Below are 25402 nucleotides of genomic sequence, written 5' to 3'. Positions count from 1 at the left end.
CCTGCACGTGAACCCGCCGCTGAGCACCATGGCCCAGCCGCTCGAGGACATGGGACGGATGGCCGTGAAAAAGCTGCTCCGCTCCCGCGACCTGGGGCCGAAGATCATGCCGCACCGGCTGATCGAGCGCGGCTCCACCGCGCCTCCCAGTCCAACACCGCGGACCCCGGCGCCGCCCGGCGAACAAGTCGGCACCCAAGCCCCACTGAGCTAGCCAAGACCCCAAACACCACCACCCCCGGCGACCGCCGGCACTCCCCCGTGCCATCAGGCAACTATCGCCGCGATTCCGCATGCACCAAACCACCCGCACCACCCCAATAAACAAGGAGCAACACATGAGGCAGCGCCGCCGCACCTGGCAGACTCTTCTCGCCACCACCGCATCCCTGACCGCCGCCGCCGTCGCCCTCACCGGCTGCGGCGGAACCGCCACGGACGCCAAGAGCACCGCGAAGACCGCGTCCTTCGAGGGCAAGGGCCCCATCAACTACGTCTCCAACCGCGACGCCTCCGGCGCCGCGAACAAGAGCATCGAGGAATGGAACGCGGCCCACCAGAACGCCCAGATCAAGTCGGACACCTTCAGCGTGCTGAACCTGGACGTCGTCTGGACCTCCGAGTTCGCCGCCAACAAGTGGATCCTGCCGCTGTCCGCGGACGCGATCCCCACGGGTACGATGATCCCCGCCACCGTCAACGCCGCGACGTACCGGGACTCCCTGCCCACTGCCGAATACTGGCGCGAGTTCCACGCCAACGACGGCGAATTCTACGGCCACGTCCTGGGATTCAAAGGTCTGGAACGCTCCGTGGTGGTCCTGCGCGTGAACGGCTTCAAGGACCTGGGCCGCGCTGCTGAACAGCTCTACGTGGGTCTGGCCCGGGCGAGGAGTCTGTCGGCGACGCTGACCTGATGGAGGAGGCCGGCGGACGGGACTTGAAAACCGCACTGTCCCGGGCCGAGGCATGGGTGCCCGCCGCCGTCGGGCTTTTAAGCGGGAACGACTAACTCCCGAGGGCAGACAATCTCAGTGGGGTGCGCCAGAATTTAAGCAGCGGGGCCGCCCCGTCTGATACAAGTTCTGAGGGATCCATGGGAGAACCGGCACAGGTCACCGACAATTACGCCCAGTTCATCGCCCGGCTTGAAACCGCCACCAAGAATCTAAGTAACAGGCGTCAGTCACTGAGCAAGTCACTCGCGATCCTCACCCTGCTCAGGGATCAGAACCTCGCCGGCATGGAGTCGTGGGAGCAGCGGCGGGCCAAGACCAGCAAGCTACTGGCGGAGCACTCCCAGGGGCCGGAAGCCGAGTCCGTCAGGGAACTCCTGGAGGTCGCACTCAGGATGGAACCGATGTTCCGCAACCGCACCGAACGGATCGGGCAGCGGGTGGAGCTGCTCCGAAAACGGTCCGACGAACTCACAAAATCGCTTGTGGAGCTTGAGAAGAGCAAGGCCAAACTGGAGTCCTCCAGAATGCTTGCGCTGGAGCGGGATAATTTAAGCAGGGCTGTTGCGAAATTGGCGGGCACACCGGAAGGCCCGGTTGGGGGCCTATCCGACGCTGGCATCCTCGACGATCTCAAGAGGGCCCGTGAGGCAATCGCCTTCGCCGAGGCACTCCTGGAAGTGAAGGGAAAATGAGCAACTCTCTCCCCAAACCCGAGCAAAGGCTGCTCGTGACTTTCACCTCTCAGCAATGGAGCGGTCGGCCGGGTATGGATGCCTCTTATTTGTGTCTGGGGCTCGGATTCGTCGGGTTCGTCGTTTGCCTCGTGCTGATGATCTTCTTTGCCGGCCTTCGGGACCCCGGAGCCGCGGCACTCTTCATCGTCGGCTTTGCAGTCGCGTTGACAACTCTCATCGTCGTGGCGAAATCGTCTAGCGAGAAGAAATTCCTGATCGGCATCAACCAGAGTGTCAATGAAACCATCCTTGAGCTGACCGGCAATCCGGACGACCGACTGTCACTGCGCAGTTTCCGGAGGTTCATCGAGCATGAGCAGCGCATTCCGTTGCCTGTCCACGGCGTGCAGGGCCTTGAGCTGGTCGTCGTCAGGGAAGGCGAATCCGCCGTCGCAGGCCGAAAGCATGCAGCACAAAGCCGAACGGCACCGCCGAGTCCATCGTCAATCCACCCGCCGCTCGTTACAACGACCGAATTGATGATTGCCGTAATGCCGCCCGATTACGGAACGACCAGCTTCGACCGACTGCTGAAAGCTACCCTCGACACCGACTGAACGCATACGCGGGTTGTTTGGCGCAAGGCTCCCCAGCCGGCAACCACCCACCCGTTTGTAAGATTCTGGAGCCGGTAGCGGGCCGGGCGCGGAGCCGCCAAGGTACGTCAGACCCGGTCGCCCTACGAATTGGAAGGTGAGAACCATGGACCTTGACAAAGTCAGAGACCAGTTTCGTCACGCTGTAAATCAGTTTGCTAAAGGCGATCCGGAACCCGCCAAAGCCATTTTCTCCCATCTGGGGGACGTGTCCCTTGCTAATCCTTGGGGCCCTCCGGCTGTGGGCTGGGAGCGGGTCTCAGAGGCCCTCGATTCAGCTGCGGCACGATTCAAAGATGGACGCGTCACCGCTGTTGATACCCTCACCAAGCACATCACGTCCGATCTCGCCTGCTTCCTGGACATCGAACACTGGCAGGCCAAGGTCGGAGGAGGAGACGAAGAATCGCCGTTTGATCTGCGGGTAACAAGCATCTATCGCAGCGAGGGCGACACTTGGACACTCGTGCATCGCCACGCAGACCCGATCACCACACAGCGGGCACCGGACGCCACGCTCGGAAAATGACGCCCGGGAAAGTCCCCCGGTTCCACGGACATTCAGGCGCCGCCGGCGAGCAGATGCCCGCCCGCATGATCGTCACCGTACCGTTGATCATTATGGCGCTGACTTTCCAGTGCTGGATCTTCAAGGCCTCATGGCGGGTACTAGTAGGTGAGCGTTGCATCCTTGAGTTTCGAATCCTTGCCGCTACAGCACTCCCCCGTGCCGACTGAAACGCCGCGGTCCCCCGCCCCCGACTGGTGGCAGTCCGCCGTCATCTACGAGGTCTACCCGCGCTCCTTCGCCGACGGCGACGGCGACGGCGTGGGCGATCTCGCCGGGCTCATCGCCCGGCTGCCCTACATCGCCTCCCTCGGTGTCGAGGGCATCTGGATGACCCCGTTCCAGCCCTCCCCGCAGGTGGACCAGGGCTACGACGTCACCGACTACTGCGGCGTGGACCCGCTGTTCGGCACCATGGAACAGTTCGACTCGCTGCTTTCCAAGGCGCACTCGCTGGGCCTGCGCGTCCTGCTCGACGTTGTCCCCAACCACTGCTCCTCGGAGCATCCGCTGTTCCAGGCGGCCCTCGCGGCCGGCCCGGGCTCGCCGGAACGGGAAATGTTCCACTTCGTTGAAGGCCCCGACGCCGACGWCCCGCCGAACAACTGGCAGAGCGTCTTCGGCGGCCGGGCCTGGAGCCGCGCCAAYCCSGRKTCGSAGACGGACACGGACTGGTACCTGCACCTCTTCTCGGCCGGGCAGCCGGACTGGAACTGGCGGAACCCCGCCGTCGGCGATTACTTCGACGGCGTGCTGCGCTTCTGGTTCGACAAGGGCGTGGACGGGCTCCGGATCGACGTCGCGCATGCSCTGTTCAAGGCCGACGGGCTGCCGGACTCACCCTCCACGGGCGGGGTGGTGGACGGGCTGCGGTCCAACCCGCAGGTCTCGGACCAGGAGGACGTTCACGACGTCTACCGCCGCTGGCGCACCCTCGCCGAGAAGTATGAGCCGCACCGGCTGCTGGTGGGCGAGGTCAACCTGGAACCCGCCCGCGCCGCCCGCTACACCCGCGCCGACGAGATGCAGCAAGCCTTCGCCTTCGCGTTCGTGAAGCTCGGCTGGGACGCGGAGGCGTGGGCCGCCGTCGGGAACGAACTCGAAGCCGCCCGTCAGCTGCATGGCGCCGCCCCCACGTGGGCGCTCGAAAACCACGACATCGTCCGCTCCGTCACCCGATTCGGCGGCGGCGAGCTCGGCAGCGTCCGGGCCCGGGCCGCCGTCGTGGCGCTGCTGGGGTTGCCCGGCGCCCGTACATCTACCAGGGCCAGGAACTCGGGCTGCCCGAGGTCGACGTGCCGATGGAGTCCCGGGTGGATCCGATGTGGGCCCGCGGCGGCGTCTGCCGCGACGGAGCCCGCGTCCCGCTGCCGTGGACCGCGGACGACGCGTTGAGCCATGGGTTCTCGCTGGCGGAGCCGGCCGCGGAACCGTGGCTTCCGCAGCCCGAGGGTTGGGGCACGCAAGCGGTCGAACTCCAGCAGCAGAACCCCGAATCCGCCCTGAACCTTGCCAGGACTACCATCGAGCTGCGCCGGCAGTTGTGGAAGAACGAGGTGTTCACCGCGGACGACGGCGGGGCCTGGCGGGTCGAGGCCGGGAAGCTGCTCGTCTGCGAACGGAACGCGCACTTCCTCGTCGCCGTCGCAATGGGCACCGAACCTGTGAAGCTGCCCGCCGGCACGGTACTGCTTACCGCTGCCCCGCCCGAACAGGACGGCTGGCTGCAGCCGAACAACGCGGCCTGGGTGCTGCTGGGCTGAGGCTCTGTCCCAAGCAATTTCTTGAATTCATGTTTGGGAGTTGGATTTTCCCAAAAAGGGCCCCCGAGTGAACTCGGGGGCCCTGCAGTCATGGCGCTTAGAGGGAATTGGTCCAGGCGGCCCGATCGGAGAAGAATGAAAAGACCGGCTCGTACAGGACGACGAACTTTCCTGCTTCGGCGTTCTTGTTATCAAAGCAGACGTCACCGCTGGTCTTACCACCGGGAGCGATCTCACCGGAGCTGAGCATGTTTTTACTGCCGACAAAGCCAGTAGTCAGAATAGTGCCGGAAGGAGCCTGGAGCTTCCAGTCGAACGCATTGAAGGAAATCGTTTCCTTCGACCCGTTGCTCAGGGTCTCTGCCGTGCAAATGGTCTTGCCAAATGTTGCGTCACCCTTCGCGATTGGGGCTGACGTAACAGTAGCGTCGCCGATCTTAAGGGAGGCACCGGCTTTTCCAACGACATCGCTGTCCTTGGCGCCCGGGAAAGCCGCTGCTGCGGGCGCTGCGGCGCCGGCTTCTGCGGGCGCTGCGGCCGAAGCGTCCGTGGAAGGAGAGACGGCAGCCGAAGGGTCTTTCTTTCCCCCGTTGGAAACCGAGGTAATGATGATAATCACGAGAAGGATCAGAGGCAAAAGAAAGCGCTTCTTTTGGAACCAAGGCCGCGATGCCTTGCGATATGCCCTGTCCGCCGCGGCCTGAGCCTTGCCGTCACGCTTGGCGTCCGGAATAGTTTGATTCTCTGTCATGGCAGTTCCTGTCTTACTTATTTGGCTGATTCCCTGGTGGCTTCTCCGCCATGCGGTGTCACTGAGATGTAGCCCTGTGTCATACCAGACAGATCAATCCCCCACGAGGAACTAAAACCACATAGACGGGAAACATGAGTATTGGCTGGGAACTACTGGTGAGGATTCTCTGATGGGACGCCAGCGGGACACTGAAGTCCAAGAATTATTACGTCGCTACTTCGCACCGGAGCGCAGAAGCTAAGGGAAAAATTGCACTAACTCCAAGTGCTGTAAGACGAATCGTCCTCACCGCCACGCCGAGCTGACCCCGGTCACTACCCGTGGGTGACAGCAGCGCCCACCAGGCCGAACAGCGTCCCGGCCGCCAATGCAATAAGGGCACGCTTCCTGGTGGGATACAGCCAGCGCACTGCGAACACGGCCACTGCCATGATGACCCCGTTGACGACGCTCAGGATCACCGCGACCCATTCGGTGCCGGTGGCCACGCCGAAACCTCCGCCGCTGCAGCCGCTGATCCCGCACCAGGCCAAACTCGCCACCATCCACTGCGGAAGACTCAGCAAAACTGCCAGCGGCACGGTCCACCAGAGCTTTCTGGCGTCCGGGGTTACCCCGCGCAGTTTCAGGTCCGGGTAATGAGGCGAGGCGCCGGGCATGCCGGCGGCCGGCAGCGGTGCGCTCTTCCGGGTGCTGAGGACAATCCTTCGGAAGACACCCGCGTTGACCACCGCAAGGAGGACGTATCCCGAATAGTAGAGGACAGTAATCAGGCTCAATTCACCCCCGGAGCCGAAAGTGCCGATGATGAAATAGCCAACCGAAACGGGCAGTGTCAGAACCACCATGACGAGCAGCAGGCCTTCCTTGAACCTGGCATCCAGGGCCAGTTCGAAGCCTGTGGTAAGCAGCGCGGCGACAACAACGGTAACCACCACCGACAAATAGGCGACGACGGCGGTTCTGGCCCAGCGCGGCAGCGAACTTTCATTCGGCCGAGATCCCCTCATCACAACGCTCCCCCTACGTCGTTCCGGCCCACTCTGCGCGCGAGAACCGATACAGCCGGCACACCCACGGGCTGCGGCACTTTGATGGTCGCACGCTAGGCACCCAAAGTGCTCGCCATCTGCTTCGAGGAGGTCTTCGAGCAACTCGGTAAACCCGCCGTCAGGAGCAATCCTGCGGGCCCGTTGCCCGGACCGTCTGGCTGCTCCCCAAAGAGTGCCGCCTCTAAGATGAGGCATGGACTTCGAGGACACGCTCTGGACGGTTGTGGGAGCCGGGCTGGTTCTGCTGATGCTCGTTGACGTCTTTCGTACGCTGCTATATCCGCACGGCTCCGGTCCCCTGGGCCGGGCGATCATGCGGGGATTCTGGCTTGTATCGAGAAAACTGCGGGGCCGGGGCTCCTTCATCGCGGCACCCTTGGCGATGGCCGCTGTCATTGGTGCCTGGGCAGGCTTGGCGGCCATCGGCTGGGCTCTGCTATACCTGCCTCATCTGACGGACGGTTTTGTTTACGGAGCCGGGGTTCCCCTGCGGGCCGACTTTGCCGAAGCCCTCTACATCTCCCTGGTCACTCTTTCCACCGTGGGGTTTGGCGATATCGTGGCAACGCAACCACTGCTCCGGCTGGTGGTTGCACTCGAGGCCGTCACCGGTTTCGGCTTGCTGACTGCAACGGTGACTTGGATCCTGCAGACTTTCCCTGCCCTGAACCGACGCCGGGCCCTTGCCCACCAGCTGAACCTGTTCAGGGAGGCTGCAGGTCCGGCAGGTGTATCGGCTATGGATCCCAGTCACGCTGCCGGCCTTTTGGAGGCAATTGCCGGAAACGTGGCTACGGTGAGCATAGACCTGCTTGCGTTCCACGAAACCTACTACTTCCGTGAAATTGAGCAGCGCGGCTCCCTCCCCGCCACGGTGGCCTACGCCCAGGAGCTGGCATCCCAGGCCCAGCGCAGCGAGAACCCTGAACTGCAGTTCGCCGGCCGGATGCTCCACGCGGCGCTGGACGGACTGGCGGAGGTCCTCCGAGGCAAATTCGGCCATTCCGGAGCCACCTCTTCCGATGTGTTCGACAGCTACGAGCTGCACCACCGGCACCGGCGGCCGGGGGAACCGCACACGAACTAGCGTGCGGGTAGCCGCTACTGCGTACCCTGCCGTTCTGACAGCGCTCTTCAACCTGTCCAGCGGCGGTAGGCACGCTGAAACCGGCTCCCGCTTTGGTGGCGGGAGCCGGTTCTCTCCGGCTTAGTGGCCGGCGGCAACGATGCTTTGCGTCGTTGACCGGGGCCAGTCTCCGGCCTACGCGCGCTGGGAGATGTTGAAGATGTTCCCCTCGCTGTCCAGGAACCAGGCTGCCTTCCCCCAGGATGCGGTGGCGACGCCGTTCTCCGTCTTCAGGCCGGGAAAATCGTAGTCTTCAAAGACGACGCCGCGGCCCCGCAGTTCTTCCATCTCGCGTTCGAGATTGTCCGTTTCCCAGCCTATCTGGGTGTTCTTCGCGGTCCCGGCATTCTCTGTCTGGTAAACGAGGAAGCGGGTTCCCTGGCCGCAGTTGTACATGACGCTGCCCTCTTCCATGGATTCGGAGGGTTCGATTCCCAGCTTGTCCCGGTAGTACTCCTTCGCCCTGTTAATGTCCCTCGCGGGGAGGACAGCGATGATGTTTGAATCCTTGAGCATGATGATTCCCTTCAGTGCGTTGATGACCGCAGCGCTGGCGATGCTCCCCCCGGTTTCAGTCCCCGGAATACCTGTCCGGAGCCCGTGACCGCCCCTGCGCCGAGCCGGGGGCAGCCACCTGGGACTCTTCAACGCCGCGCCACCCATCACCAGCGTGAGGGGTCCCCGAAGTTATGTGGCCATTATGGACCGATTCGGTCTTGCGGAAACAGGGGTGACTGGCATTGGGCTGAAGGGACGCTCTTCGAACAGGGAGCTACAAAGCGCACTTCCGCCGGTGGCCGCACAATGCCAGAGTTGAAGGATGAATGCGGAGTCCGTTAATGAGGCAACTGGGAACGAGCAAACTGGCGGCCTGGTCCTGAACCTGGAGTGCACGCTCGCCGCTCCCCCGGAAGAGATCTTCAGAATGCTGACGGAATCGGCCGAACTGATGAAGTGGTGGGGTCCGCACGGCTTCATCATCCCTTCAGCCGAACTCAACCTCGCCGAAGGCGGCCGCTACCGATTCAGGATGACCCCACCGGACGGCGAACCGTTCCACCTCTCAGGCGAGTTCCTGGAGATCGATCCCCCTTGGCGACTGGTGTACACCTTCCGCTGGGAGGAACCGACGCCGGACGACCGGGAGACCGTCGTCGACCTCTCACTCGGGAGTACCGGCACAGGCACGCGCCTGGTGCTTTCGCAGGGACCGTTCCTGACGGACGAACGCCTCGGACTGCACCGCAACGGATGGACCGAGTCGTTCGAGAAATTGCAGGCGGTCCTGGGCGGCACCTAAGGAATCCTGACCCGCTGCGGAGTTCCTGCAGGGTCATGATCCGTCCGGAACACGAACGGTTTTTCGCGTCTCCAGACCCGTCACCCTGCCCGGTTTCCTCGTGTTCACTCCCGGTCCAGCTCCCCGCACACAACAGTCCATCTCACCTCCCTACGGTGGTCGGGTCGCCGGCACGACGCCGGTAACGTCACCCGGGAGGAACCATCACCATGCGCACACCCCTGACAGCCGTGGCCGCTGCCGCGCTCATCGCCTCGCTGGCCAGCCCCGCCGTCGCCGCTTCAAACCCCGAAGCCGGCTCACCGTCGTCGAACGCCGCCACAACAAAGGCCGCAGAGGCAACAACGGCAATCAAGACCAAGGAGAGCAACGGCTCCTTCGACCTGCAGGCGCACCGCGGCGGCCGCGGCGAGTGGACCGAGGAATCGCTGGCCGCGTTCGCCAACTCGCTGAAGCTCGGCGTGTCCACGCTGGAGCTGGACACCCACCTGACCACCGACGGCAACGTGATCGTCTGGCATGACGACACCATCCAGGCGGACAAGTGCCGCGACACCGCGCCGGCGACTCCCGGCGACGCCCAGTACCCCTATGTCGGTGACCGGGTGGCCGAACTGTCGCTTGCGCAGATCAAGACCCTGGACTGTGGGTTCACGCAGCTCAAGGGGTTCCCGGAGCAGGACGTGGTGAAGGGCAACCGGATCGCCGAGCTCAAGGACGTCTTCCAGCTCGCGCGCGACGCCGGCGCCAAGAAGGTCCGCTTCAACATCGAAACCAAGGTGGAGGACGGGAAGTCCGGCGGCGAGGGCATGGTGGCCCTGACCAAGGCCGTGGTCACGGAGATCTACACCGCCGGGATGGCCGGGCGCAGCACCGTGCAGTCGTTCGACTGGTCCTCGCTGAACCTGACCAAGAAGATCGCCCCGCAACTGCCGCTCGTCGCCCTGTCCAGCGGCGACGCCTGGCTCGAGGTCGGCAAGCCCGGCGCCAGCCCCAACCTCGGCGGCATCGACATCGACACCTACGGCGGCTCGCTCCCCAAAGCCGCGGCAGCCCAGGGCTACGACGTCATCTCCCCCACCTTCAGCTCCGTCACCCCGACCATGATCAAGGAAGCCCACGAGCTCGGCCTGCCCGTCATCCCTTGGACCGTCAACACCACGGCGGACATGACGCGGCTGATGGACCTCGGCGTGGACGGCATCATTACCGATTACCCCACCCGCCTGCGCACCGTTCTGGACGAGCGCGGCCTGAAGCTGCCCAAGGCGTACCCGGCCAAGGTCTGATTCACCGATTTGCAGGCGCCCGCGTTCTGCTAACCACGCGAAAGCCGGCCCCCGCTTTGAAAACGGGGGCCGGTCCCTTCGGCTTCGTTGCCCCCGGCGATGCTTTGCGCCGTTGATCGGTGCCAGGCTCCGGCCTACGCGCGCTGCGAGATGTTGATGATGTTGCCCTCGCTGTCCAGGAACCAGGCCGCCTTCCGTATGAGCTACGATCATCGCGCTGGCCGATGACAGGACGCGGGCGGTGCCGGCAGCCATGAACAGTACGTGGATGCCGGGTCAGTCCCCGGGTAACTGGATCACGCCGAGCTGCCGCATCAGCCCGAGGTCGTCCCGGTCTGACCAATGCTCGGCGATCTTTCCATTTTCGACTCGGTGGATGGCCACTCCGGTCTCCCGCAGGTCGGCACCTGTGGGAGGCAGCGGTCCGGGGAGCTCACCCTCGTGTCGACCGTAGGCCGTTAACCTCGTCACCACCTTGTCCGCTTCGGCGATCTGGTCTTCGATCTCGTGCCGCCCTGGCGTCGCCTTCCAGAATATGCGGAAGGCCTGTTTCAGGCCTTCCCGTCCGGCCGGAAGTCCGGGAAATGGCGGGTTGTGGTCAAGATAGTCCTCAGCGACCAGATCGTCCATCGCATCGATGTTCCCGGCGTCGATCTCTGCGTAGAAGCGCCGCACGAGCGCTTTGTTGTCCTCAGACTCCACAGTCGTCCTTCCGTTTGTACACGGAGGCCCCTACCCGGACCGACCAGCACGAGCGGTTCAAGAGTCCCATGGGTGGCCAGTCTAAACCCACTGGCCTGGCTGTGGTAGTGAAGGTGGCCCGCTTCAACATAGATCTCATCGAGGGGTTTTCTTCGATGGAGGGCAGTAGTCGCACGCTATGTGCGGCGCAGTGGCCTCCGCCTGGTGCGTGCCGTCGCACGCGTGCATGGTCGCCTTCGACCGGAAAATCGATGCTGAACTGGTCGCCGAAGGCACCGAATCCCAAAGCCGAGATCACCGGGATCACCGAACTGGGAGAACCGGAAACCCTATCCTGGCTGGTCGACCTGGATCCCCTCTGGCGCCCCGGCCAGGAACCGGCCGGGGCACCAGAGGGCAACGTCAAAACCGTTGACAACATCATTGAGATTCCTTCGCGGGGAGGACAGCGATGATGTTTGAATCCTTGAACATGATGATTCCCCTCCAGTGCGTAGATGACCGCAGCGATGGCGATGCTCCCCCGGTTTCAGTCCCCGGAATCCTTATCCGGAGCCCGTGACCGCCCTGCGCCGAGCCGGGGCAGCCGGCCGGGACTCTTCAACGCCGCGCCACCCATCACCGGCGCGAGAGGCCCCCGAAGTCTATGGGGCCATTACGGACCGAATGGGCCTGCGGAAATAGGGGTGTTGGCATCGGACTAAAGGGTCGCTATTTCGAAGAGGAGCTGCGAAGCGCTGTCCAGCCGGGCCATGACGGAAGGCAAGCTGCCGACGCTCGCGACGTGGCAGGCGGCTCCCAGCCCCATCCACTTCCCTGAGCGTCCGCAGGATGCCAGAGTTGAACGATGACTAAGGCAACGGGCGACGAGCCAACAGGCGAGCTGGTCCTAAACCTGTAATGCACCCTCGCTGCTCCCCCGGAAGAAGTCTTCAGGATGCTGACGGACTCAACCGAACTGGTGAAATGGTGGGGCCCGCAGGGCTTCACTATCCCGGCAGCCGAACTGAACCTCGCCGAAGGCGGCCGCTATCACTTCCGCATGACGCCACCCGACGGCGAACCGTTCCACCTCTCAGGCGAGTTCCTGAAGATCGATCCCCCTTGGCGCATGGTGTACACCCCCCCCCGCTGGGAGGAACCGACGCCGGACGACCGGGAGACCGTCGTCGACCTCTCACTCGGGAGTACTGGCTCTCTCGGGAGTACCGGCACCGGCACGCGCCTGATGCTCTCGCAGGGACCGGTCCTGACGGAGGAACGGCTGGACTTTTACCGCAACGGATGGACCGAGTCGTTCGAGAAGGTGCAGGCGGTACTAGATAGTCGCATCTGAAGAAGCCCCCGATCTGGATTTGATCCCTCTTTGGCGGCGTTCTGTGATCGACTGGTGTCGCTCTAAGGAGGATGCGACGCGATTAGTTCGTGAGTGCTCGCGATCGTCTATGAAATGTTGCCCTGGACATTCTGAGATCGCGGGCAACCTGCGCGACGGGCTCGCCGCCTTCGACCAGGTGGAATCTGACTGCCAGTGACCCTGCGGGTCGGCCGTGAACGTTCTTTCCGCCTCTGCGTTTGCTGATCGAATCGGTAACTCAAGCCACGGCCGGGAACATGGCACAGCACTTCGCCACCGATTCCCAGGGAACCCGGGACCAATCCGGATGCTTACTTCGACCCGGCCGGGCAGAACCTGCCCAAGGCCTTCCTGCTCCCCGCCTCGCTCGACTCTGCCCCGATCACGCAGGTGTATACCTGGTTGACCCACCGCACGACGATGCCCCCGAACTCCTGAGGGCCGGAGGGCATGACCTGTTGTCAGAAGGCAGCACTGCCCCACGTCGTACCGGAGGAAGGAATCTTCAATCAACAGCACCGGTGGTAGCGCGGCCGCGGAGAGCCAGAGAGCGGCAATGACAACAAAAGTCCATCTCCAGGGAAATCCACGACCGCGTGCAAACAGACCGACTGGAATTTAAATTTAAAGTGGGTATGGTGATGTGTAGTCAGAGTTAAGAAAGGCCGATACTCCATGGCAGGAAAAAGCATCAAGAAAACCACTGGAAAAAAGCCCGGGAAGTCGCTTCTTGAGAAGAGGGCCGACAAAAGAGCCAAGGCTGACAGTCGCGAGTCACTCTTCCAGAAGCAGCGCAAGAATCACCGTTAAAACGTTCCAGCGAAGGCTATGGTGTCACCAAGTGCTGGACGCCGTTGCCGGTAATGCTGGAATGCGAGGGCGGAGAGGTCCGCCTCCGAAAGCGCCCATGCAGGCCGGCCGTTTCGCTCTAACGGCTGACCTGCCGGGGTGGTGGCCGGCGAACGCGACTCGCGAACACCAAGGAAAGGGGTCAGTCCCGACCGCGCCTCAGGATTTACATTGCGTGACAATTACTAGAGGCTCATCACGGCCCAATGCCATCTCAGCTGTAATTTAATGAAGTGATTTCACATTGCTAGTCCGGATTTATCCCTGAGGAAAGGATCAATCATGGGACCGACCTGCGCCGCCTTGGTTATTCCCCATCGCCTTAGTAGCCCTATTCGCATCGACGACATCGACCATGATTTGGTCTCTCGACAGGTCCTGGTGGAGGGAAATATTAAAGCAATCAGTTACATGGATTGGCTCGTTTATCTGAATGACGAGGCGGAGGCTATTCCGTTACCTCTCAACCTGCGAGCCGAAGTGCTGATCCGGGAAGCGGGTGTCCCGCTTGAGGCGGCAGTCGGGGGGACCGCCGTCTTCCTCGGCAAAGGGACCAACGGCTGGGATGCAGATGCACCCGTACATCTGCTTCGTTTGGCCGAACGCCTCTTCGGAGCGGCACTGGCCGCGTAGCTGCAGGCGCACCGCGCAGTGAGACCGGCGGTCTACTGAAGGGTCAGGACGCCGCCGCGCCACGGGCAAGCAAAGGAATTGCCCAGGCGCGTCCTAACGCCCGTCGCTGGTACGCAGGTCTACAGAGTCTCCGTTATGGCGATTCAGTCCGGCCTAGCTCCCATTCAGTTCGGGAGATCGCGTACTCGACATCGCCGTGTTCATCGCCAGGAATGGACACTGGCCACGCAGCGACGAACGTACGTACTAGACGCATCCCGGATTTCTCCATCTCCCGTCGCGAGGCTGTGTTGACTGCCATGCTCGGAGCGACGACCCGCCGCCCTTCGAACTCGGTAAAACCCTTGGAGACCAGGGCACGGGAACCCTCAGTCGCGTACCCCTTTCCCCAGGCCTCGCAACGCAAGCGAGAGCCGAGTTCCGGCTCATCGAGTGGATCCCCGGGGGCGGGCCGGTGTGGAACCAGCCGAGGAAGTCATTAGTTGACTTCTCGATCGCGGCCCAGAAACCGTAGCCGGGGAATTTCCCCTAGCTGCGAAAAATTGCTGCGCGTTACTTCGATACGGCTCCGATCTGCTGCATGAGGGTCATAGTGTCCGTGGCCCCCCAGTGCTCGACGACTTTGCCGCCGTCGACGCGGATGATGTCGACGCCGCTGAATTCGACGCTCCGACCGGTGGGCGCGACGCCCATCAGTTCTCCCTGATGCGTTCCAGTCAGGACCACGTATTGCGCCTCGAGATTTCCATCTACCAGCGCCGGTTCGGTGGTCTTGGCCCTAAGATCCGGGAATGCCGCCCGCATCGTGTTGACGAAGTACCCGACGCCGTCCTTGGCGGGCGATTGTCCGGGTAGGGGGTCGTGATCGACGAAGTCATCACTGACCAGTTCATCAATGAGGGCGAGATTTCCGTCCCCAATCACCTCTGTGTAGAACCGCTTGATCAATCCAGTCCCGTCAGCCATTTCCAACTCCTTAAAGTGGATGAGACCGCAGCCCAAGTCTTCCACTCCGGCCATGGCACATCAACGGCTCACGCTCCTGCAGCGCCGGACCTCAGGCCCGCCGCTCCCGCCACCGCAGCGACACCACAAGCACCACCGCGCCGAGCCCCAGCATCACGAACACCATCAGCCCCCAGTTCGCCTGCGTCACGCCGCTGCCGTAGAAGATGCCGATCAGCACGGTGGCCGTGATGGCGCCGAGGTAGCGGCAGGTCTGGAAGATCCCCGCGGCCACCCCTCGCTCTTCCGGCCGGGTGGACACGTACATGCCCTGGCTTGAGGAAATGGCGACCACGCAGTACGGCACACCCAGCAGGGCGGTCAGCGCGAGCACCAGCGGGACGGCGAGGGAGGCCGCCAGCAGCCACATCGCCGCAGAAGCGCCGAGGAGCAGCACGACGCCGGCGATCAGCACCCGCCGCACGCCGAACCGGTCGATCGCGCGGACCGCGAACGGCGTCCCGACCACCGAGATCGCCGCGAGCGGCAGCATCAGCAGTCCCACGACGCCGGGATTGTAGCCTCCCGCGGTCTGCAGCAGCTGCGGCAGCCCGAAGAACGCAAAGTAGTAGACGCCGTTGAACAGCGCAAAACCCAGGTAGACCAGCAGCAGCGGCCGGTTGCGGCCGAGCAGCCGCAGGTCAAGGAAGGGCGGGCTGAACCGGAGCTCCCGCCACGCGAACAGCGCCGCGAGGACCAGCCCGCCGCCCAGCAGCCACCACCGGTAGTCGGGCAGCACATTCAGCATCGCCATCATCACCAGCACCAGGGCACCGATGAAGGCCCCAATCCCGGGCAGGTCCGAGTCGCGCACCAGTTCCGACACCCGGCCGCGTTCCCGGGCACCGTCGGCCGGGGCAAAGCGCCGGACCACGAGGATCGCCAGCAGCGAGAGCGGGACGTTGATCAGGAACAGCGCCTGCCAGCCCACCAGGCTCACCAGCAGGCCGCCCACCACGGGCCCGACGGCGGCCGCCGACGTGTTCGCCATCTGGATCCGGCCCAGCGGCCGGGTGGACTTCACGTTCGCCTCCCGCGCCAGCGCGGCGACCATGACGACGGCGCTCGGGTACGCCGTCGCGGTGCCGAGGGCCATGAAGGCGCGCGCCACGCAGAGCAGCGCGAAGTTCGGCGCAAAAGGCGCGAGCGCGCAGGTCACTGCCACCAGGGCCATGCCAAGCAGGAACAGCCGCCGCGGGCCGAAGCGGTCCGCGAGCCGGCCCATCAGCGGCTGGCCGGCCGCGGAGGTGAGGTAGAACGCCGTGATCACCCAGGTGACCGTGGCGACGTCGAGCCCGAAGTCCTCGCGCAGCACCACCAGGGCGACGGCGATCATCGACGAATTCAACGGGTTCAGCGACGTGCCGAGGCTGAGGCCGGCGACGGCCAGGCCTGCACGGGGAGAGTTGCTCACGGCAACAGTCTGTCCTACGACGCCGGCCGAAATCGAACCGGACGACGCATGCCGCCGTCGTCGTCGCTCTGGCGTCAACCCTCCCTGCCTAGCCGTTGTTCGCCGCGCTGGCAGCCGAGGTGATGAATGAAGTGACCATGCTGAGGACTGGGCCGGCGGGAACCAGGGTCTGGCCGTGGTTGCGGCCGGGCAGGGCCTGGAACTGTGCCCTGGGCATGAGCTGGGCCGCCCGTTCCGAGTCCGCATACCGAAGCGGGTCTTCCGTGCCGGCGAGCAGCAAGGTGGGGGTGTCTAGGGTCCGAAGGACCGGCTCCGGGATTCCGGGGTCGTCCTCACTCCGCCGGAAGTAGGCGCGCAGGGCCGCGGGGTCGTTGGCCAGAAGCGCGGTGGTCGTCTGCGGATCGATGTCGCGGCCCGTGGCGATGCTCCATTGGCGCAGAAATTCCGGCATGCCACCACGCTCCAGGGCCTGGTCATATCCGGGGAAGAAGATCGATTCGATTTGCCCGGCCGGGGAGCGGTACGTGCCGCCCGCAGCCGTAAATGTCTTGATGCGCTCGGGACTGCTGGCCAGCAGTGAGAATCCGATTCTCGAGCCGGCGGAATACCCCACGTAGTGGGCTGCCTGCGCGCCGGCGGCGTCCAGGACTGCCGCCACATCCCCGACGAGCAGGTCCATGCTGTAGGCGTCTTCGTGATGCGGCTTGTCACTGCGGCCGTGTCCCCGCAGATCCAGAGTCACCACGTGAAAGCGCTCCTGCAAGGCCTTCGTGTAGCCCAGTCCCCGCCAAACGGGACGGGACAGCCCTGAACCGTGCACCAGAACGATCGTGGGGCCGGCGCCCTGCTCCTGAAAGGAAATTCGGACGCCATCCACGGCGTTGAAGGCATCACCCATAACGTACTGCTCCTCTCGGAGACCTCTTCGGTCGATGAGGTCGGGCGGAAGTCCTGCCGGATAAGGTGTTTCCTTGCCCGCGCCGCAGACGAGATCTATGGCGCGGCGGCCGTTCCCCGGAGAGGCCAGGGCCCACCGCCGCGCCGTCAACCTTGAATGTCACAGCACCTTTGAGAGGAACGCCTTGGTCCGGTCGTGTTGCGGGTCGCTCAGGATCTGGCGGGGAGCCCCGGCCTCCACCACCACGCCGTCGTCCATGAAGACCAGGGTGTCCGCCACCTCGCGGGCGAACCCCATCTCGTGGGTCACCACAATCATGGTCATGCCGCTCTTGGCCAGTCCCTTCATGACATCGAGCACCTCGCCCACCAACTCCGGGTCCAAAGCACTGGTCGGTTCGTCGAAGAGCATCAGTTTGGGGTCCATGGCCAAGGCACGGGCAATGGCCACCCGCTGCTGCTGGCCGCCAGAGAGGTGCGCCGGATAGGCATCGCCCTTGTCCCCCAGCCCCACGCGCTCCAGCAGTTCCATGGCCCGTGCCGTGGCAGCGGTCTTGGAAATCTTCTTCACCCGCATGGGAGCAAGAATGATGTTCTCCACCGCGGTCAGGTGCGGGAACAGGTTGAACCGCTGGAACACCATTCCGATTTCCTGCCGCTGGAAAGCAGCTTCCTTGAGCTTGAGTTCGTAGAGCTTCTCGCCTTTTTGGCGGTAGCCGACCAGCTGTCCGTCGACCGAAAGCCGGCCGCCGTCAACCACCTCCAAGTGGTTGATACAGCGCAGGAACGTCGACTTGCCCGAACCGCTGGGCCCCACGATGCAGAGAACCTCCCCGGGGTCGACCTCCAGGCTGATCCCACGCAGGACCCTGTTGGATCCGAAATTCTTGGAAACCTTCTCCGCAAGAACCATTGGCACGCCGGTCATCCCTTACCTCCAAAATCTGTCCCGAGCGGTGCACCCGGGGCACCGGGTCCGGCCGTCGGCGCCGGTTCGGGCTCGTTGGGCGCCTTGCCTGTCTTGATCCGTCCGGTTCCGCGGGAAAACCGCTTTTCGATGAAGTGCTGCCCGACCATCAGGACGGAGGTGAAGAGCAGGTACCAGAGCGAAGCCACAATCAGCAATGGGACGGGCGTGAACGTCACGGCTGAAATGCCCCGGGACACCCCGTAGAGGTCAATGCTCAAGGGGATCGCGGCCACCAGGGAGGTGGTCTTGAGCATTGAAATCACTTCGTTGCCGGTAGGCGGAATGATGATTTTCATGGCCTGCGGAACCACGACATACCGCATGGTCTGGCCCCAGGACATGGCCAGGGCCGTGGAAGCCTCCGCCTGGCCCTCGTCCACGGACAGCAGGCCGGCACGCACGATTTCAGACATGTAGGCGGCCTCGTTCAGGGCCAGCCCGATCACGGCGGTAATGAACAGGTTCGTGAAGATCTCGTTCGGGACGGTGACCCACGGCGTCGTGAACGGAATCCCCAGCGTGAACACCGGGTAGATCAGGGCCACGATGCCCCAGAACACCAACTGCACGTAGACAGGGGTTCCGCGGAAGATCCAGATGTACAGCCAGGCAATGCTCTTGAGCACCGGATTTGGTGAGAGCCGCATGATGGCCAGCAGCAGGCCGATGACGATCGCGCCAATCATCGAGTAGATGGTCAGCCACAACGTTACCCACGCGGCCTGGCTGATCCGGCGGTCAAAAATGTACTTGCCTACATCCGGCCAGCCATAGTCCGCGCGCTGGGCCGCGTCCAGGACAAAGACCGCCAACCCGAGCAAAAGAACCACGGCAATCACGATCCGCCACGGGTGCCGCAGCGGAATCGCCACGATCGCCTCCGCCGGCGAGTTGTCCGCGTCCGCTCCGCTCCGGTCCCGATGCTTCCTGTCAGGTTCCGACTCAATCATCCTGTCGGATTCCGGCTCGCTCATTTGCTATCACCCTTTGGCTGCCACGTTGAGAGTTGCTGTCTTGACGCCACCGGATTCGACGCCCCACTTGGACAGGATCTTGTTGTACGTGCCGTCGTCGATCAGAGCCTGCAACGCCTTCTGCAGGACCGGGGTAAATTCGCTGCCCTTGGCCACGGGCATCCCGTACGGCGCCACCTCAAAGGCGTCGCCGGCGGTCTGCAGCTTGTCCTTGGTCTTGGAGATCGCGTACAGAGTCACGGGCGAATCGGCACTCATCGCATCGACCTGTCCCACCACGAGGGCGTTGGTCGCCTGGTCCTGCGCGTCGTACTTGAAAATGGTGATCGCCGGCTTGCCTGCATCCGTGCAGGCCTTCGACTTGGCCGGGACCTCATGCGTGTCTTCATACGTGGTGGCCTGGACGGCGACCTTGAGCCCGCACGCGTTGTTCGGGTCCACATTCTTGCCCTTGGGCGCCGCCCACTGGATGCCGGCCGAGTAGTAGTTCACGAAATCCACCTGCTTTTCGCGTTCCAGCGTGTCGGAGAACGACGACATTCCCATGTCATCCTTCCCTGCCTTCACTGCCGGCAGAATGTTATCGAAGGTGCCGATGTCGAAGTTGACCTTCAACCCCATAACCTTGCCCAGGGCATTGGTGAGGTCCACGGACCAGCCTGCCGGCTCGCCGTTATCGTCCTTGAACTCGTTGGGCGGGTAGTTGTTGGCCATGCCGACGTTGAGCACGCCGGAGCTCTTCATTTTTTCCGGGAGCGAGGCGGCAATGGAGTCATTCTTTTGCACGTCGATGGCGTCAGCGGTACCGGATGCCGAGCCGGTGGCGGCGGGTTCGCTGTTGTTGACACAGCCCGAGAGCGAGAGCGCCGTGGCTATGGTGAGAACGGGAAGAAGGTATCGGGTGCGCATGGCTTCCTTAGCTGTTCAGGGATTCTCTAGGCTCCCGCAACGCTGCGGGAGGGCACTGCATGACTGCTTATTCAAAACTCATGAATTCGTGTTTTCCGACGCTCTTGTCTCAAGAAGTTCTCCGGAATGACGAATGTCCCGAAGAATTTCCCCGCCCCGGGCCTTCAACTCGGAAATACTGGAGACGCCCACTAACGTCATCGTACGCCGCAGTTCATCCCCGAAGATGTCGATGATGCGTCCAACGCCCGGCGAGCCGGCCGCCACCAGTCCGTACAGGTAGGCCCGGCCGATCGAACAGGCATCGGCCCCCAGCGCCAGCGCCTTGAGGACGTCGCTCCCCCGGCGGATGCCCGAGTCCACGTAGATCTCGATCGAATCACCCACCCGTTGCCGCGATTCCTGCAGGACGTCCATGGGGCTCAGCATGTGATCGAGCTGGCGGCCGCCATGATTACTCAACTGGACGGCGTCCAGGCCAATCCGGGAGGCCTTCGCGACGTCGGCCGGGTTGACGCAGCCCTTGAGCACGATTTTGCCGTGCCAGGCCTGCCGCAGGGCCTCAAGTTCCTTCCAGCCGCTGCTGGCATCCGAGTGGCCCAGGATGTGCTGCCACATGGTCGGGGTCACCACGGAGGAGGCGGCGGGGCTCTGCGGATCCAGGTTCGGGAAGCTGATGCCGTCCGACTTCAAAAAGTTGATCCACCAGGAAGGGCGCCGGGCGATGTCCGCGATGGTTGACAGCGTGAGCGCGGGAGGGGCAGTGAATCCGTTGTGGAGGTCCCGTTCCCTGGAACCCAGTGCCCGCGTGTCGACCCCGACAATCAGGGTGTTGAATCCGGCTGACTTGCAGCGGGCCAGTTTGTTCTTCATCGCCTGGGCGTCGGAGGTGAGGCCAAAGTTGAACCAGCGGTCTAGGGACGGGTGCTGTTCTGCGATGGTTTCCATGGGCACGGTGCTCAGCCCGGCCAGCCCATAGGGGATGCGGGCCCGGTCCGCGGCGGCCGCGACGGCCAGCTCGCCCTCGGGATGGAACAGCCGGGTCGCCCCGGTGGGGGTCAAGGTCAGCGGCAGCGCGCTTTCTTTTCCGAGTAGGGTCGTCGTCGTTTCGGGTCCGGACACCGGGCCCCAGCTGGGCATCAGGGCCCAGGCATCGAAGACGGCCCGGTTGCGGCGCAGCGTCACTTCGTCTTCGGATCCGCCGTCGAGATAGTCGAAAATCCCGGCCGGCAAGACCTTGCGCGCCGATTTCCGGAATTCCTCGACGTTGTAGGCGCCCGCCAGCACACGCCGTTGGCGGGACAAGACGGGAGCTTTCACCTGGACGAGTTGCCTGGCTTCGCTGATTTTCAATGACGGCCTTCCGTTGAACTGTGCTGCGTTATGGTTCAGCGTAGGAAATGAAGCTCCGCATCACCATGGAGTTATCGACAAATTGAGGGGCCAATCATTAGTAGCGAATACCAAACAGCTTCTTGGGTGTCCCGGTGAAGGCACCGGAGGCGGAGACGCACGCGCTGCCTACGCTGGCCGACGTCGCCCGCTCGGCGGGCTCGGAAATCCTCAGCCTCGTGGAAATGCCGTCAGATGACCGGCAGATTGTCGCCGGCTCGGTTCTCTACGACTCGACGGCGCGGCCCGCCAAGTTCCCGGGTGCCGTTGCCCTGGCCATTGGTTTGTCCCTTTCCGGGAAGCGTCTGGGCGCGAAAGTGCGGGAACTCAGCGACGCCGGGTACGTGGCGGTCGTCTACAAATCCAACGGCACCTCGGACGAAGTCCTGCGGGCAGCCGCCCGGGACAACGGGATGGCGCTTTTCCGTGCCTCCGACTCGGTGCCCTGGAACCAGCTCGCGGAGATCATGGACGCGGCAGTGGTCCCGCACCGGCAATCGGGACGGACCCTGGTGGACATCCGGCCCGGAGACCTGTTCGACCTCGCCAACACGGTGGCGGCCCAGGCCGGCGGTGCCATCGCGATCGCCGATCCCGAGCAGACAATCCTGGCGTACTCCACCCTCCCGGACCAGCCCATTGACGAGACGCGCCGGAGCTCCATCCTGAGCCTGCAGGTGCCGCATTCGGTGGAAACGGACAACGATTACCGCCGTGTCCATGCCGCCACCGATGCGCTGGACGTGGCCACGCAGGATCCCTCGCTCCGGCGCACCGCCATCGCGATCCGGGCCGGCGACTCCGTTCTGGGCTCGCTCTGGCTCCTTGAACTGGCGGACCACCACAACGAGGACGCCAACCGGATCCTGCGCGAAGCCGCCAACGTGGCCGCGCTCCACATCCTGCACAAACGGACCACTTACGTCTCGAACCTGACCCGCCAGATCGATCTGGTCCAGCCGCTGCTGTTCGATCCGAAACGCGCCGAACTGGCCGCCATCAGGCTCGGGATCTCGGCGCCGTCGATCCGGGTTGCGGCCCTGGGCATCTGGCCGTCCGAAGCCATCGCCGCCGAAACGCTGCAGTCCCGCCTCCGGCTCTTCGACACCATCAGGACTGCCTGCGCCATCCGGCTGCCCTCGGCCGTCTGCGGGCTCTCGGACAACATCGTGTACATCGTCCTGCCGCAAACCACCGAAACCTCACGCCACTTCCAGCGCACCGCGATTCTGAAGATTGTGCAGAACGCGCGGCGGCTGCTCTCGCGCCCGGTCCTGGCGGCGCTCGGCGCCGCGGCGACGATCGACCGGCTCGAGGATTCCAGGGTCAACGCGGAACTGGTCCTGTCAGAACTTGTGCGCAACGTCGCGGAAGGGCGCATCGCCGCCGATTCGGATGACATCGTGGCCGACGACGACTCCCTCGGCTCGCGTCTGCTGCTGCGCCAATTCGTGTCGGCGCTGACCACCGCCGGCCAACTGCCCGGGGCACACGCGCTCAGTATCGCGGCGTACGACGAACAGCACAAGAAGTCCTTCGAGGAGACCATCTACGCCTACCTCAGCTGCGGCGGAAACGCCATCGACGCCGCCAAGTCGCTGGACGTGCACGTCAACACGGTCCGGTACCGCCTGTCCCGGGTGGAGCCGCTCTTCGGCATAGACCTCGACGACGCCGAAACGCGCCTGCTCGTGTGGCTGCAGTTGTGGGCACGGCACAACTAGTCGCCGTCGTACACGGTTCAGGCCAGATCTGCCGAGGCTACGATCCCCCGCCGGCGGGCGGAGCCGCGGGGGGAGCGGCAGACGACGGCGCAGGCGGTGCAGACACGTGCCGGCCCCACGCCAGCTCGCGGAGCCGGACCAGATCCAGCGCCGGTTGGGCTGGCGGGACGCCTGGACGGTTCCGCGGAACCAGTACCCGAAGTGCGCGGGGTTCGACGGTGCACCGTACCGGCGTGCTCATCAGCAGAGCCTCGCCGTCCACTCCGACGGGGATCTCGGGCACGTCGGCGTCGACCACCACCTCCGCCGCCGCGCGTTGGATCAGGCCGCGCTTCGTGGCACGGCGCAACAGGCCGACCGCTTCCCGCGTGCTGGCGGCGGAAATCGCCACCGCGCCGAGCACGCCGCGGTCCAGCCGGGTTCGCCGGCCCAGGCCGGCGAGGTCGTTGCTGCCGTACGGACCGTTGCTCACCAGCACCGCTTGCGGGCCGTCCACTGTCTCCGCGTCCGCCTGCGCCCGCAGCCGCGCACCCTTATCGCCCCTGATCAGGTCCGGAAGCATCTCCAGCACGGTACCGGCCTTGTCGTCCCGGTACGCAGGGCTCTGCACCACCTCGGCGTACACCCCGAAGGATGCGTTGTTGACGAAGGTGCGGCCGTTGATCTTGCCGAGGTCGACGTGAAGCTCCACCCCGTCCCGGAGGGCATCCAGGCAGCCCGTCGGGTCCTCGCGGTCCAGCCCGAGATCCAGGGCGAAATGGTTGCGCGTGCCGGCGCTGATCACCAGGAACGGAAGGTTGTGCTCCGCCGCAATGCCGGCCACCAGCGCCTGGGTTCCGTCCCCACCGGCGACGCCGAGCAGATCGGCCCCGCGCTCCACGGCCTGCCGGGCCAACGCGTCGACGTCCACCGGTCCCGGTCCCTCAAGAAGCGCCACCTCGGCGCCGAGTTCTTCCGCCTTCCGCTGGAGGTCGAACTTCACCACCTTGCCCCCGCCGGAACGCGGATTCATCACCAGGAAAGCATGCTGCCAAGCAGGGGCGGTGTGCTCGGGCATGGCTTTGCCCTCACCCCTTTCCCGGAGCGCGGCACGGGCACAGACCAAGGCCACGAACGCCAGCGCAATCGAGAGCACCATCTCCAATAGCAGACCCGCCTGGATGTGCAGGACCACCAGCACCAGCGGGGCCAATACCGCGAGCGCCAGCGCACACCAGCGCAGGACACCGCGGCTGATGAGGAACCAGTAGATCGCAGCCACAGTCACTAACACGGCGCCGGCATCGATCATGACCAACGCGATGGTGCCTGCCAATCCCGCAGACACCAAAGGGACAGCCACCGCCAAGAGAATCGCGGCGTAGGCCGCCCTCGCCCACCACCGCCGGGTCTGTGGGACCTCGTCGAAAGGGATGACAGTCATGTCCTGCTCCTTGCGGTAATCCGGCCCCTGGAGTGGCTTCGACCGGTCTCGCCGCCTGCGGCTGGGCCGTCAGGTCTTGATTTTCGCCACGGTCATGAGGATCGCCGAGTCTTCCTCGGCCTCCAGGCTGTGCAGCCCGTCGGGCACGATCAGCAGATCACCGGTCTTGCCCTGCCACGATTCGTTGCCGGCCCGCAGGCGCACGCAGCCGCGGAGCACAAACACGGTCGCCTCGCCGGGGTTCTGGTGCTCGCTCAGCTGCGTCCCCGCCCTGAACGCCATGACGGTTTGCCGCAGGACTTTCTCATGCCCGCCAAACGCAGTGTCCGCGGCCCGTCCGCTGGGTGCCGCAACCGCTGCAGCCAGCTGCTGCCGGGCAAGGGCATCGAGCGATATCTTCTGCATGGGGCCACCCTACTCAGAAACCGGGCCCCTGCCGAGGGTCCTTCGCCCCGGACCGGCCACGATACCGGCACCGGAAAGCTGCAGCCCTAGTAGGCCACGTCGAATCCGCCGAACTCCCCCGTCGCGGCCGAGACCGATTCTTCGACGTCCTCCACCCGGCCGGGCGCCTCCGGCGAGCGCAGCCAGCGCCGTAGCTCCAGCACAACGGACTGCGGCCCCTCGGCCACGATGCCCACGGAGCCGTCGGTGTTGTTCCGGACTGTGCCGCTGAGCCCCAGTTCCTCGGCCTTCCGGACCGTCCAGTAGCGGAAGCCGACCGCCTGGACCACACCGGACACCCGCGCGTTCAGCCGCACGGGCTCGCCGGAATCCGCCGGAAACTGCACAGGATGTTTGCCAGCCATGTTCCCAATGTAGCGCCCATCCGGGCGCCCGGTTTCGTCACGCAGGGTTGGGTTATGCCGGCCCAGTCTCATCCGCCAGACACCAAGGGACCTTTGCCTCTTTCCCGGGGACGCCGTCCACGAAATGGTGGCTACCGGCACTGCAGCGATTTGTCGAAGACCCGGCAACAGCACAAAGAAGTGCTCTTACCCTCCACCGGCGG

Annotated in this window: 25 protein-coding genes and 3 pseudogenes; 13 read left to right on the top strand and 15 right to left on the bottom strand. The window is 64.2% G+C overall.

Annotation, left to right across the window (positions count from 1 at the left end):
- From AC1D0A_RS21255 to AC1D0A_RS21230, 6 genes and pseudogenes are all read left to right on the top strand, one after another.
- A pseudogene (locus AC1D0A_RS21255) lies at window positions 1–214 on the top strand (hypothetical protein); the annotation flags it as partial.
- A 124-nt stretch (window positions 215–338) separates the two neighbouring features.
- Window positions 339–917: a hypothetical protein gene (locus AC1D0A_RS21250; RefSeq protein ID WP_476946771.1), complete on the top strand. Its 579-nt coding sequence runs from the start codon at window positions 339–341 to the stop codon at window positions 915–917.
- 179 nt (window positions 918–1096) lie between these two features.
- Window positions 1097–1651, top strand: coding sequence for a hypothetical protein (locus AC1D0A_RS21245; RefSeq protein WP_243182043.1), 555 nt, complete (start codon window positions 1097–1099; stop codon window positions 1649–1651).
- Entirely contained in the window at window positions 1648–2250 is a 603-nt protein-coding gene (locus AC1D0A_RS21240; RefSeq protein ID WP_476946770.1) for a hypothetical protein, read from the top strand. The genes AC1D0A_RS21245 and AC1D0A_RS21240 overlap by 4 nt, the downstream gene beginning before the upstream one ends.
- 145 nt (window positions 2251–2395) lie before the next feature.
- Complete coding sequence (locus AC1D0A_RS21235; protein WP_243182045.1) at window positions 2396–2818, top strand: YybH family protein; 423 nt, start codon at window positions 2396–2398, stop codon at window positions 2816–2818.
- Between the two features lie 147 nt (window positions 2819–2965).
- Window positions 2966–4620, top strand: a pseudogene (locus AC1D0A_RS21230) (alpha-amylase family glycosyl hydrolase).
- Between the two features lie 97 nt (window positions 4621–4717).
- On the opposite strand, the gene AC1D0A_RS21225 reads toward AC1D0A_RS21230, so the two are convergent.
- Complete coding sequence (locus AC1D0A_RS21225; RefSeq protein ID WP_476946769.1) at window positions 4718–5371, bottom strand: DUF4352 domain-containing protein; 654 nt, start codon at window positions 5369–5371, stop codon at window positions 4718–4720.
- 317 nt (window positions 5372–5688) lie between these two features.
- Entirely contained in the window at window positions 5689–6384 is a 696-nt protein-coding gene (locus AC1D0A_RS21220) for a hypothetical protein (protein ID WP_476946768.1), read from the bottom strand.
- A 235-nt stretch (window positions 6385–6619) separates the two neighbouring features.
- Here AC1D0A_RS21220 and AC1D0A_RS21215 point away from each other — a divergent pair, with 235 nt between their 5' ends.
- On the top strand, window positions 6620–7513 hold the full coding sequence (locus AC1D0A_RS21215; protein ID WP_476946767.1) for a potassium channel family protein: 894 nt from the start codon (window positions 6620–6622) through the stop codon (window positions 7511–7513).
- A gap of 174 nt (window positions 7514–7687) precedes the next feature.
- Here the strand turns inward: AC1D0A_RS21215 and AC1D0A_RS21210 are convergent, their stop codons facing one another.
- Window positions 7688–8068 (bottom strand): VOC family protein, encoded by a 381-nt coding sequence (locus AC1D0A_RS21210; RefSeq protein ID WP_476944207.1) that lies wholly within the window; start codon window positions 8066–8068, stop codon window positions 7688–7690.
- 304 nt (window positions 8069–8372) lie between these two features.
- Between AC1D0A_RS21210 and AC1D0A_RS21205 the strand changes: the two genes are divergently transcribed.
- Both AC1D0A_RS21205 and AC1D0A_RS21200 read left to right on the top strand, forming a co-directional pair.
- Window positions 8373–8852 carry an SRPBCC family protein gene (locus tag AC1D0A_RS21205; RefSeq protein ID WP_476946766.1) on the top strand — a complete coding sequence of 160 codons (480 nt, stop codon included), beginning with the start codon at window positions 8373–8375 and terminating at the stop codon, window positions 8850–8852.
- Window positions 8853–9061: 209 nt separating this feature from the next.
- Window positions 9062–10141 (top strand): glycerophosphodiester phosphodiesterase family protein, encoded by a 1080-nt coding sequence (locus AC1D0A_RS21200; protein WP_476946765.1) that lies wholly within the window; start codon window positions 9062–9064, stop codon window positions 10139–10141.
- Between the two features lie 276 nt (window positions 10142–10417).
- Here the strand turns inward: AC1D0A_RS21200 and AC1D0A_RS21195 are convergent, their stop codons facing one another.
- Complete coding sequence (locus tag AC1D0A_RS21195) at window positions 10418–10843, bottom strand: ester cyclase (RefSeq protein WP_476946764.1); 426 nt, start codon at window positions 10841–10843, stop codon at window positions 10418–10420.
- Between the two features lie 113 nt (window positions 10844–10956).
- On the opposite strand from AC1D0A_RS21195, the gene AC1D0A_RS21190 reads away from it, so the two are divergent.
- The 3 genes and pseudogenes from AC1D0A_RS21190 to AC1D0A_RS21180 all read left to right on the top strand — a co-directional run bounded on the left by AC1D0A_RS21190 (window position 10957) and on the right by AC1D0A_RS21180 (window position 13682).
- Complete coding sequence (locus tag AC1D0A_RS21190) at window positions 10957–11298, top strand: hypothetical protein (protein ID WP_476946763.1); 342 nt, start codon at window positions 10957–10959, stop codon at window positions 11296–11298.
- Between the two features lie 467 nt (window positions 11299–11765).
- Window positions 11766–12179: pseudogene (locus tag AC1D0A_RS21185) on the top strand (SRPBCC family protein); the annotation flags it as partial.
- 1152 nt (window positions 12180–13331) lie between these two features.
- The gene (locus AC1D0A_RS21180; protein WP_476946762.1) at window positions 13332–13682 is read left to right on the top strand and encodes a DUF3846 domain-containing protein; all 351 of its coding nucleotides are present in this window, start codon (window positions 13332–13334) and stop codon (window positions 13680–13682) included.
- 133 nt (window positions 13683–13815) lie between these two features.
- Here the strand turns inward: AC1D0A_RS21180 and AC1D0A_RS21175 are convergent, their stop codons facing one another.
- The 8 genes from AC1D0A_RS21175 to AC1D0A_RS21140 form a co-directional block, all read right to left on the bottom strand.
- Complete coding sequence (locus AC1D0A_RS21175) at window positions 13816–14088, bottom strand: GNAT family N-acetyltransferase (protein ID WP_476946761.1); 273 nt, start codon at window positions 14086–14088, stop codon at window positions 13816–13818.
- A 146-nt stretch (window positions 14089–14234) separates the two neighbouring features.
- Window positions 14235–14648 (bottom strand): ester cyclase, encoded by a 414-nt coding sequence (locus tag AC1D0A_RS21170; protein ID WP_476946760.1) that lies wholly within the window; start codon window positions 14646–14648, stop codon window positions 14235–14237.
- 91 nt (window positions 14649–14739) lie between these two features.
- Window positions 14740–16101 (bottom strand): MFS transporter, encoded by a 1362-nt coding sequence (locus AC1D0A_RS21165; RefSeq protein ID WP_476946759.1) that lies wholly within the window; start codon window positions 16099–16101, stop codon window positions 14740–14742.
- A gap of 88 nt (window positions 16102–16189) precedes the next feature.
- Window positions 16190–16999, bottom strand: coding sequence for an alpha/beta fold hydrolase (locus AC1D0A_RS21160; protein WP_476946758.1), 810 nt, complete (start codon window positions 16997–16999; stop codon window positions 16190–16192).
- Window positions 17000–17158: 159 nt separating this feature from the next.
- Window positions 17159–17926 carry an amino acid ABC transporter ATP-binding protein gene (locus tag AC1D0A_RS21155; protein ID WP_476946757.1) on the bottom strand — a complete coding sequence of 256 codons (768 nt, stop codon included), beginning with the start codon at window positions 17924–17926 and terminating at the stop codon, window positions 17159–17161.
- Window positions 17923–18942 carry an amino acid ABC transporter permease gene (locus tag AC1D0A_RS21150; RefSeq protein ID WP_476946756.1) on the bottom strand — a complete coding sequence of 340 codons (1020 nt, stop codon included), beginning with the start codon at window positions 18940–18942 and terminating at the stop codon, window positions 17923–17925. Before AC1D0A_RS21150 ends, AC1D0A_RS21155 begins: the two co-directional genes overlap by 4 nt.
- Window positions 18943–18948: 6 nt before the next feature.
- Window positions 18949–19851: an ABC transporter substrate-binding protein gene (locus AC1D0A_RS21145; protein WP_476946755.1), complete on the bottom strand. Its 903-nt coding sequence runs from the start codon at window positions 19849–19851 to the stop codon at window positions 18949–18951.
- Between the two features lie 78 nt (window positions 19852–19929).
- Entirely contained in the window at window positions 19930–21204 is a 1275-nt protein-coding gene (locus AC1D0A_RS21140) for an alpha-hydroxy acid oxidase (RefSeq protein ID WP_476946754.1), read from the bottom strand.
- A gap of 134 nt (window positions 21205–21338) precedes the next feature.
- Between AC1D0A_RS21140 and AC1D0A_RS21135 the strand changes: the two genes are divergently transcribed.
- Window positions 21339–22967, top strand: a complete 1629-nt coding sequence (locus AC1D0A_RS21135; RefSeq protein ID WP_476946753.1) for a PucR family transcriptional regulator — start codon at window positions 21339–21341, stop codon at window positions 22965–22967.
- 37 nt (window positions 22968–23004) lie between these two features.
- Here the strand turns inward: AC1D0A_RS21135 and AC1D0A_RS21130 are convergent, their stop codons facing one another.
- The 3 genes from AC1D0A_RS21130 to AC1D0A_RS21120 form a co-directional block, all read right to left on the bottom strand.
- Window positions 23005–24390, bottom strand: coding sequence for a diacylglycerol/lipid kinase family protein (locus tag AC1D0A_RS21130; RefSeq protein ID WP_476946752.1), 1386 nt, complete (start codon window positions 24388–24390; stop codon window positions 23005–23007).
- A gap of 69 nt (window positions 24391–24459) precedes the next feature.
- A complete protein-coding gene (locus AC1D0A_RS21125) occupies window positions 24460–24795 on the bottom strand; it encodes a cupin domain-containing protein (RefSeq protein ID WP_459384027.1) in 336 nt (111 codons plus the stop codon).
- 86 nt (window positions 24796–24881) lie between these two features.
- On the bottom strand, window positions 24882–25199 hold the full coding sequence (locus tag AC1D0A_RS21120; RefSeq protein ID WP_043436330.1) for an acylphosphatase: 318 nt from the start codon (window positions 25197–25199) through the stop codon (window positions 24882–24884).
- Between the last annotated feature and the right edge of the window lie 203 nt (window positions 25200–25402).

The sequence above is a fragment of the Arthrobacter sp. P1_D4 genome, assembly GCF_056406115.1.
Note: the sequence above shows the minus strand (reverse complement) of the source record. Positions and strands in the feature narration are given on the sequence as shown.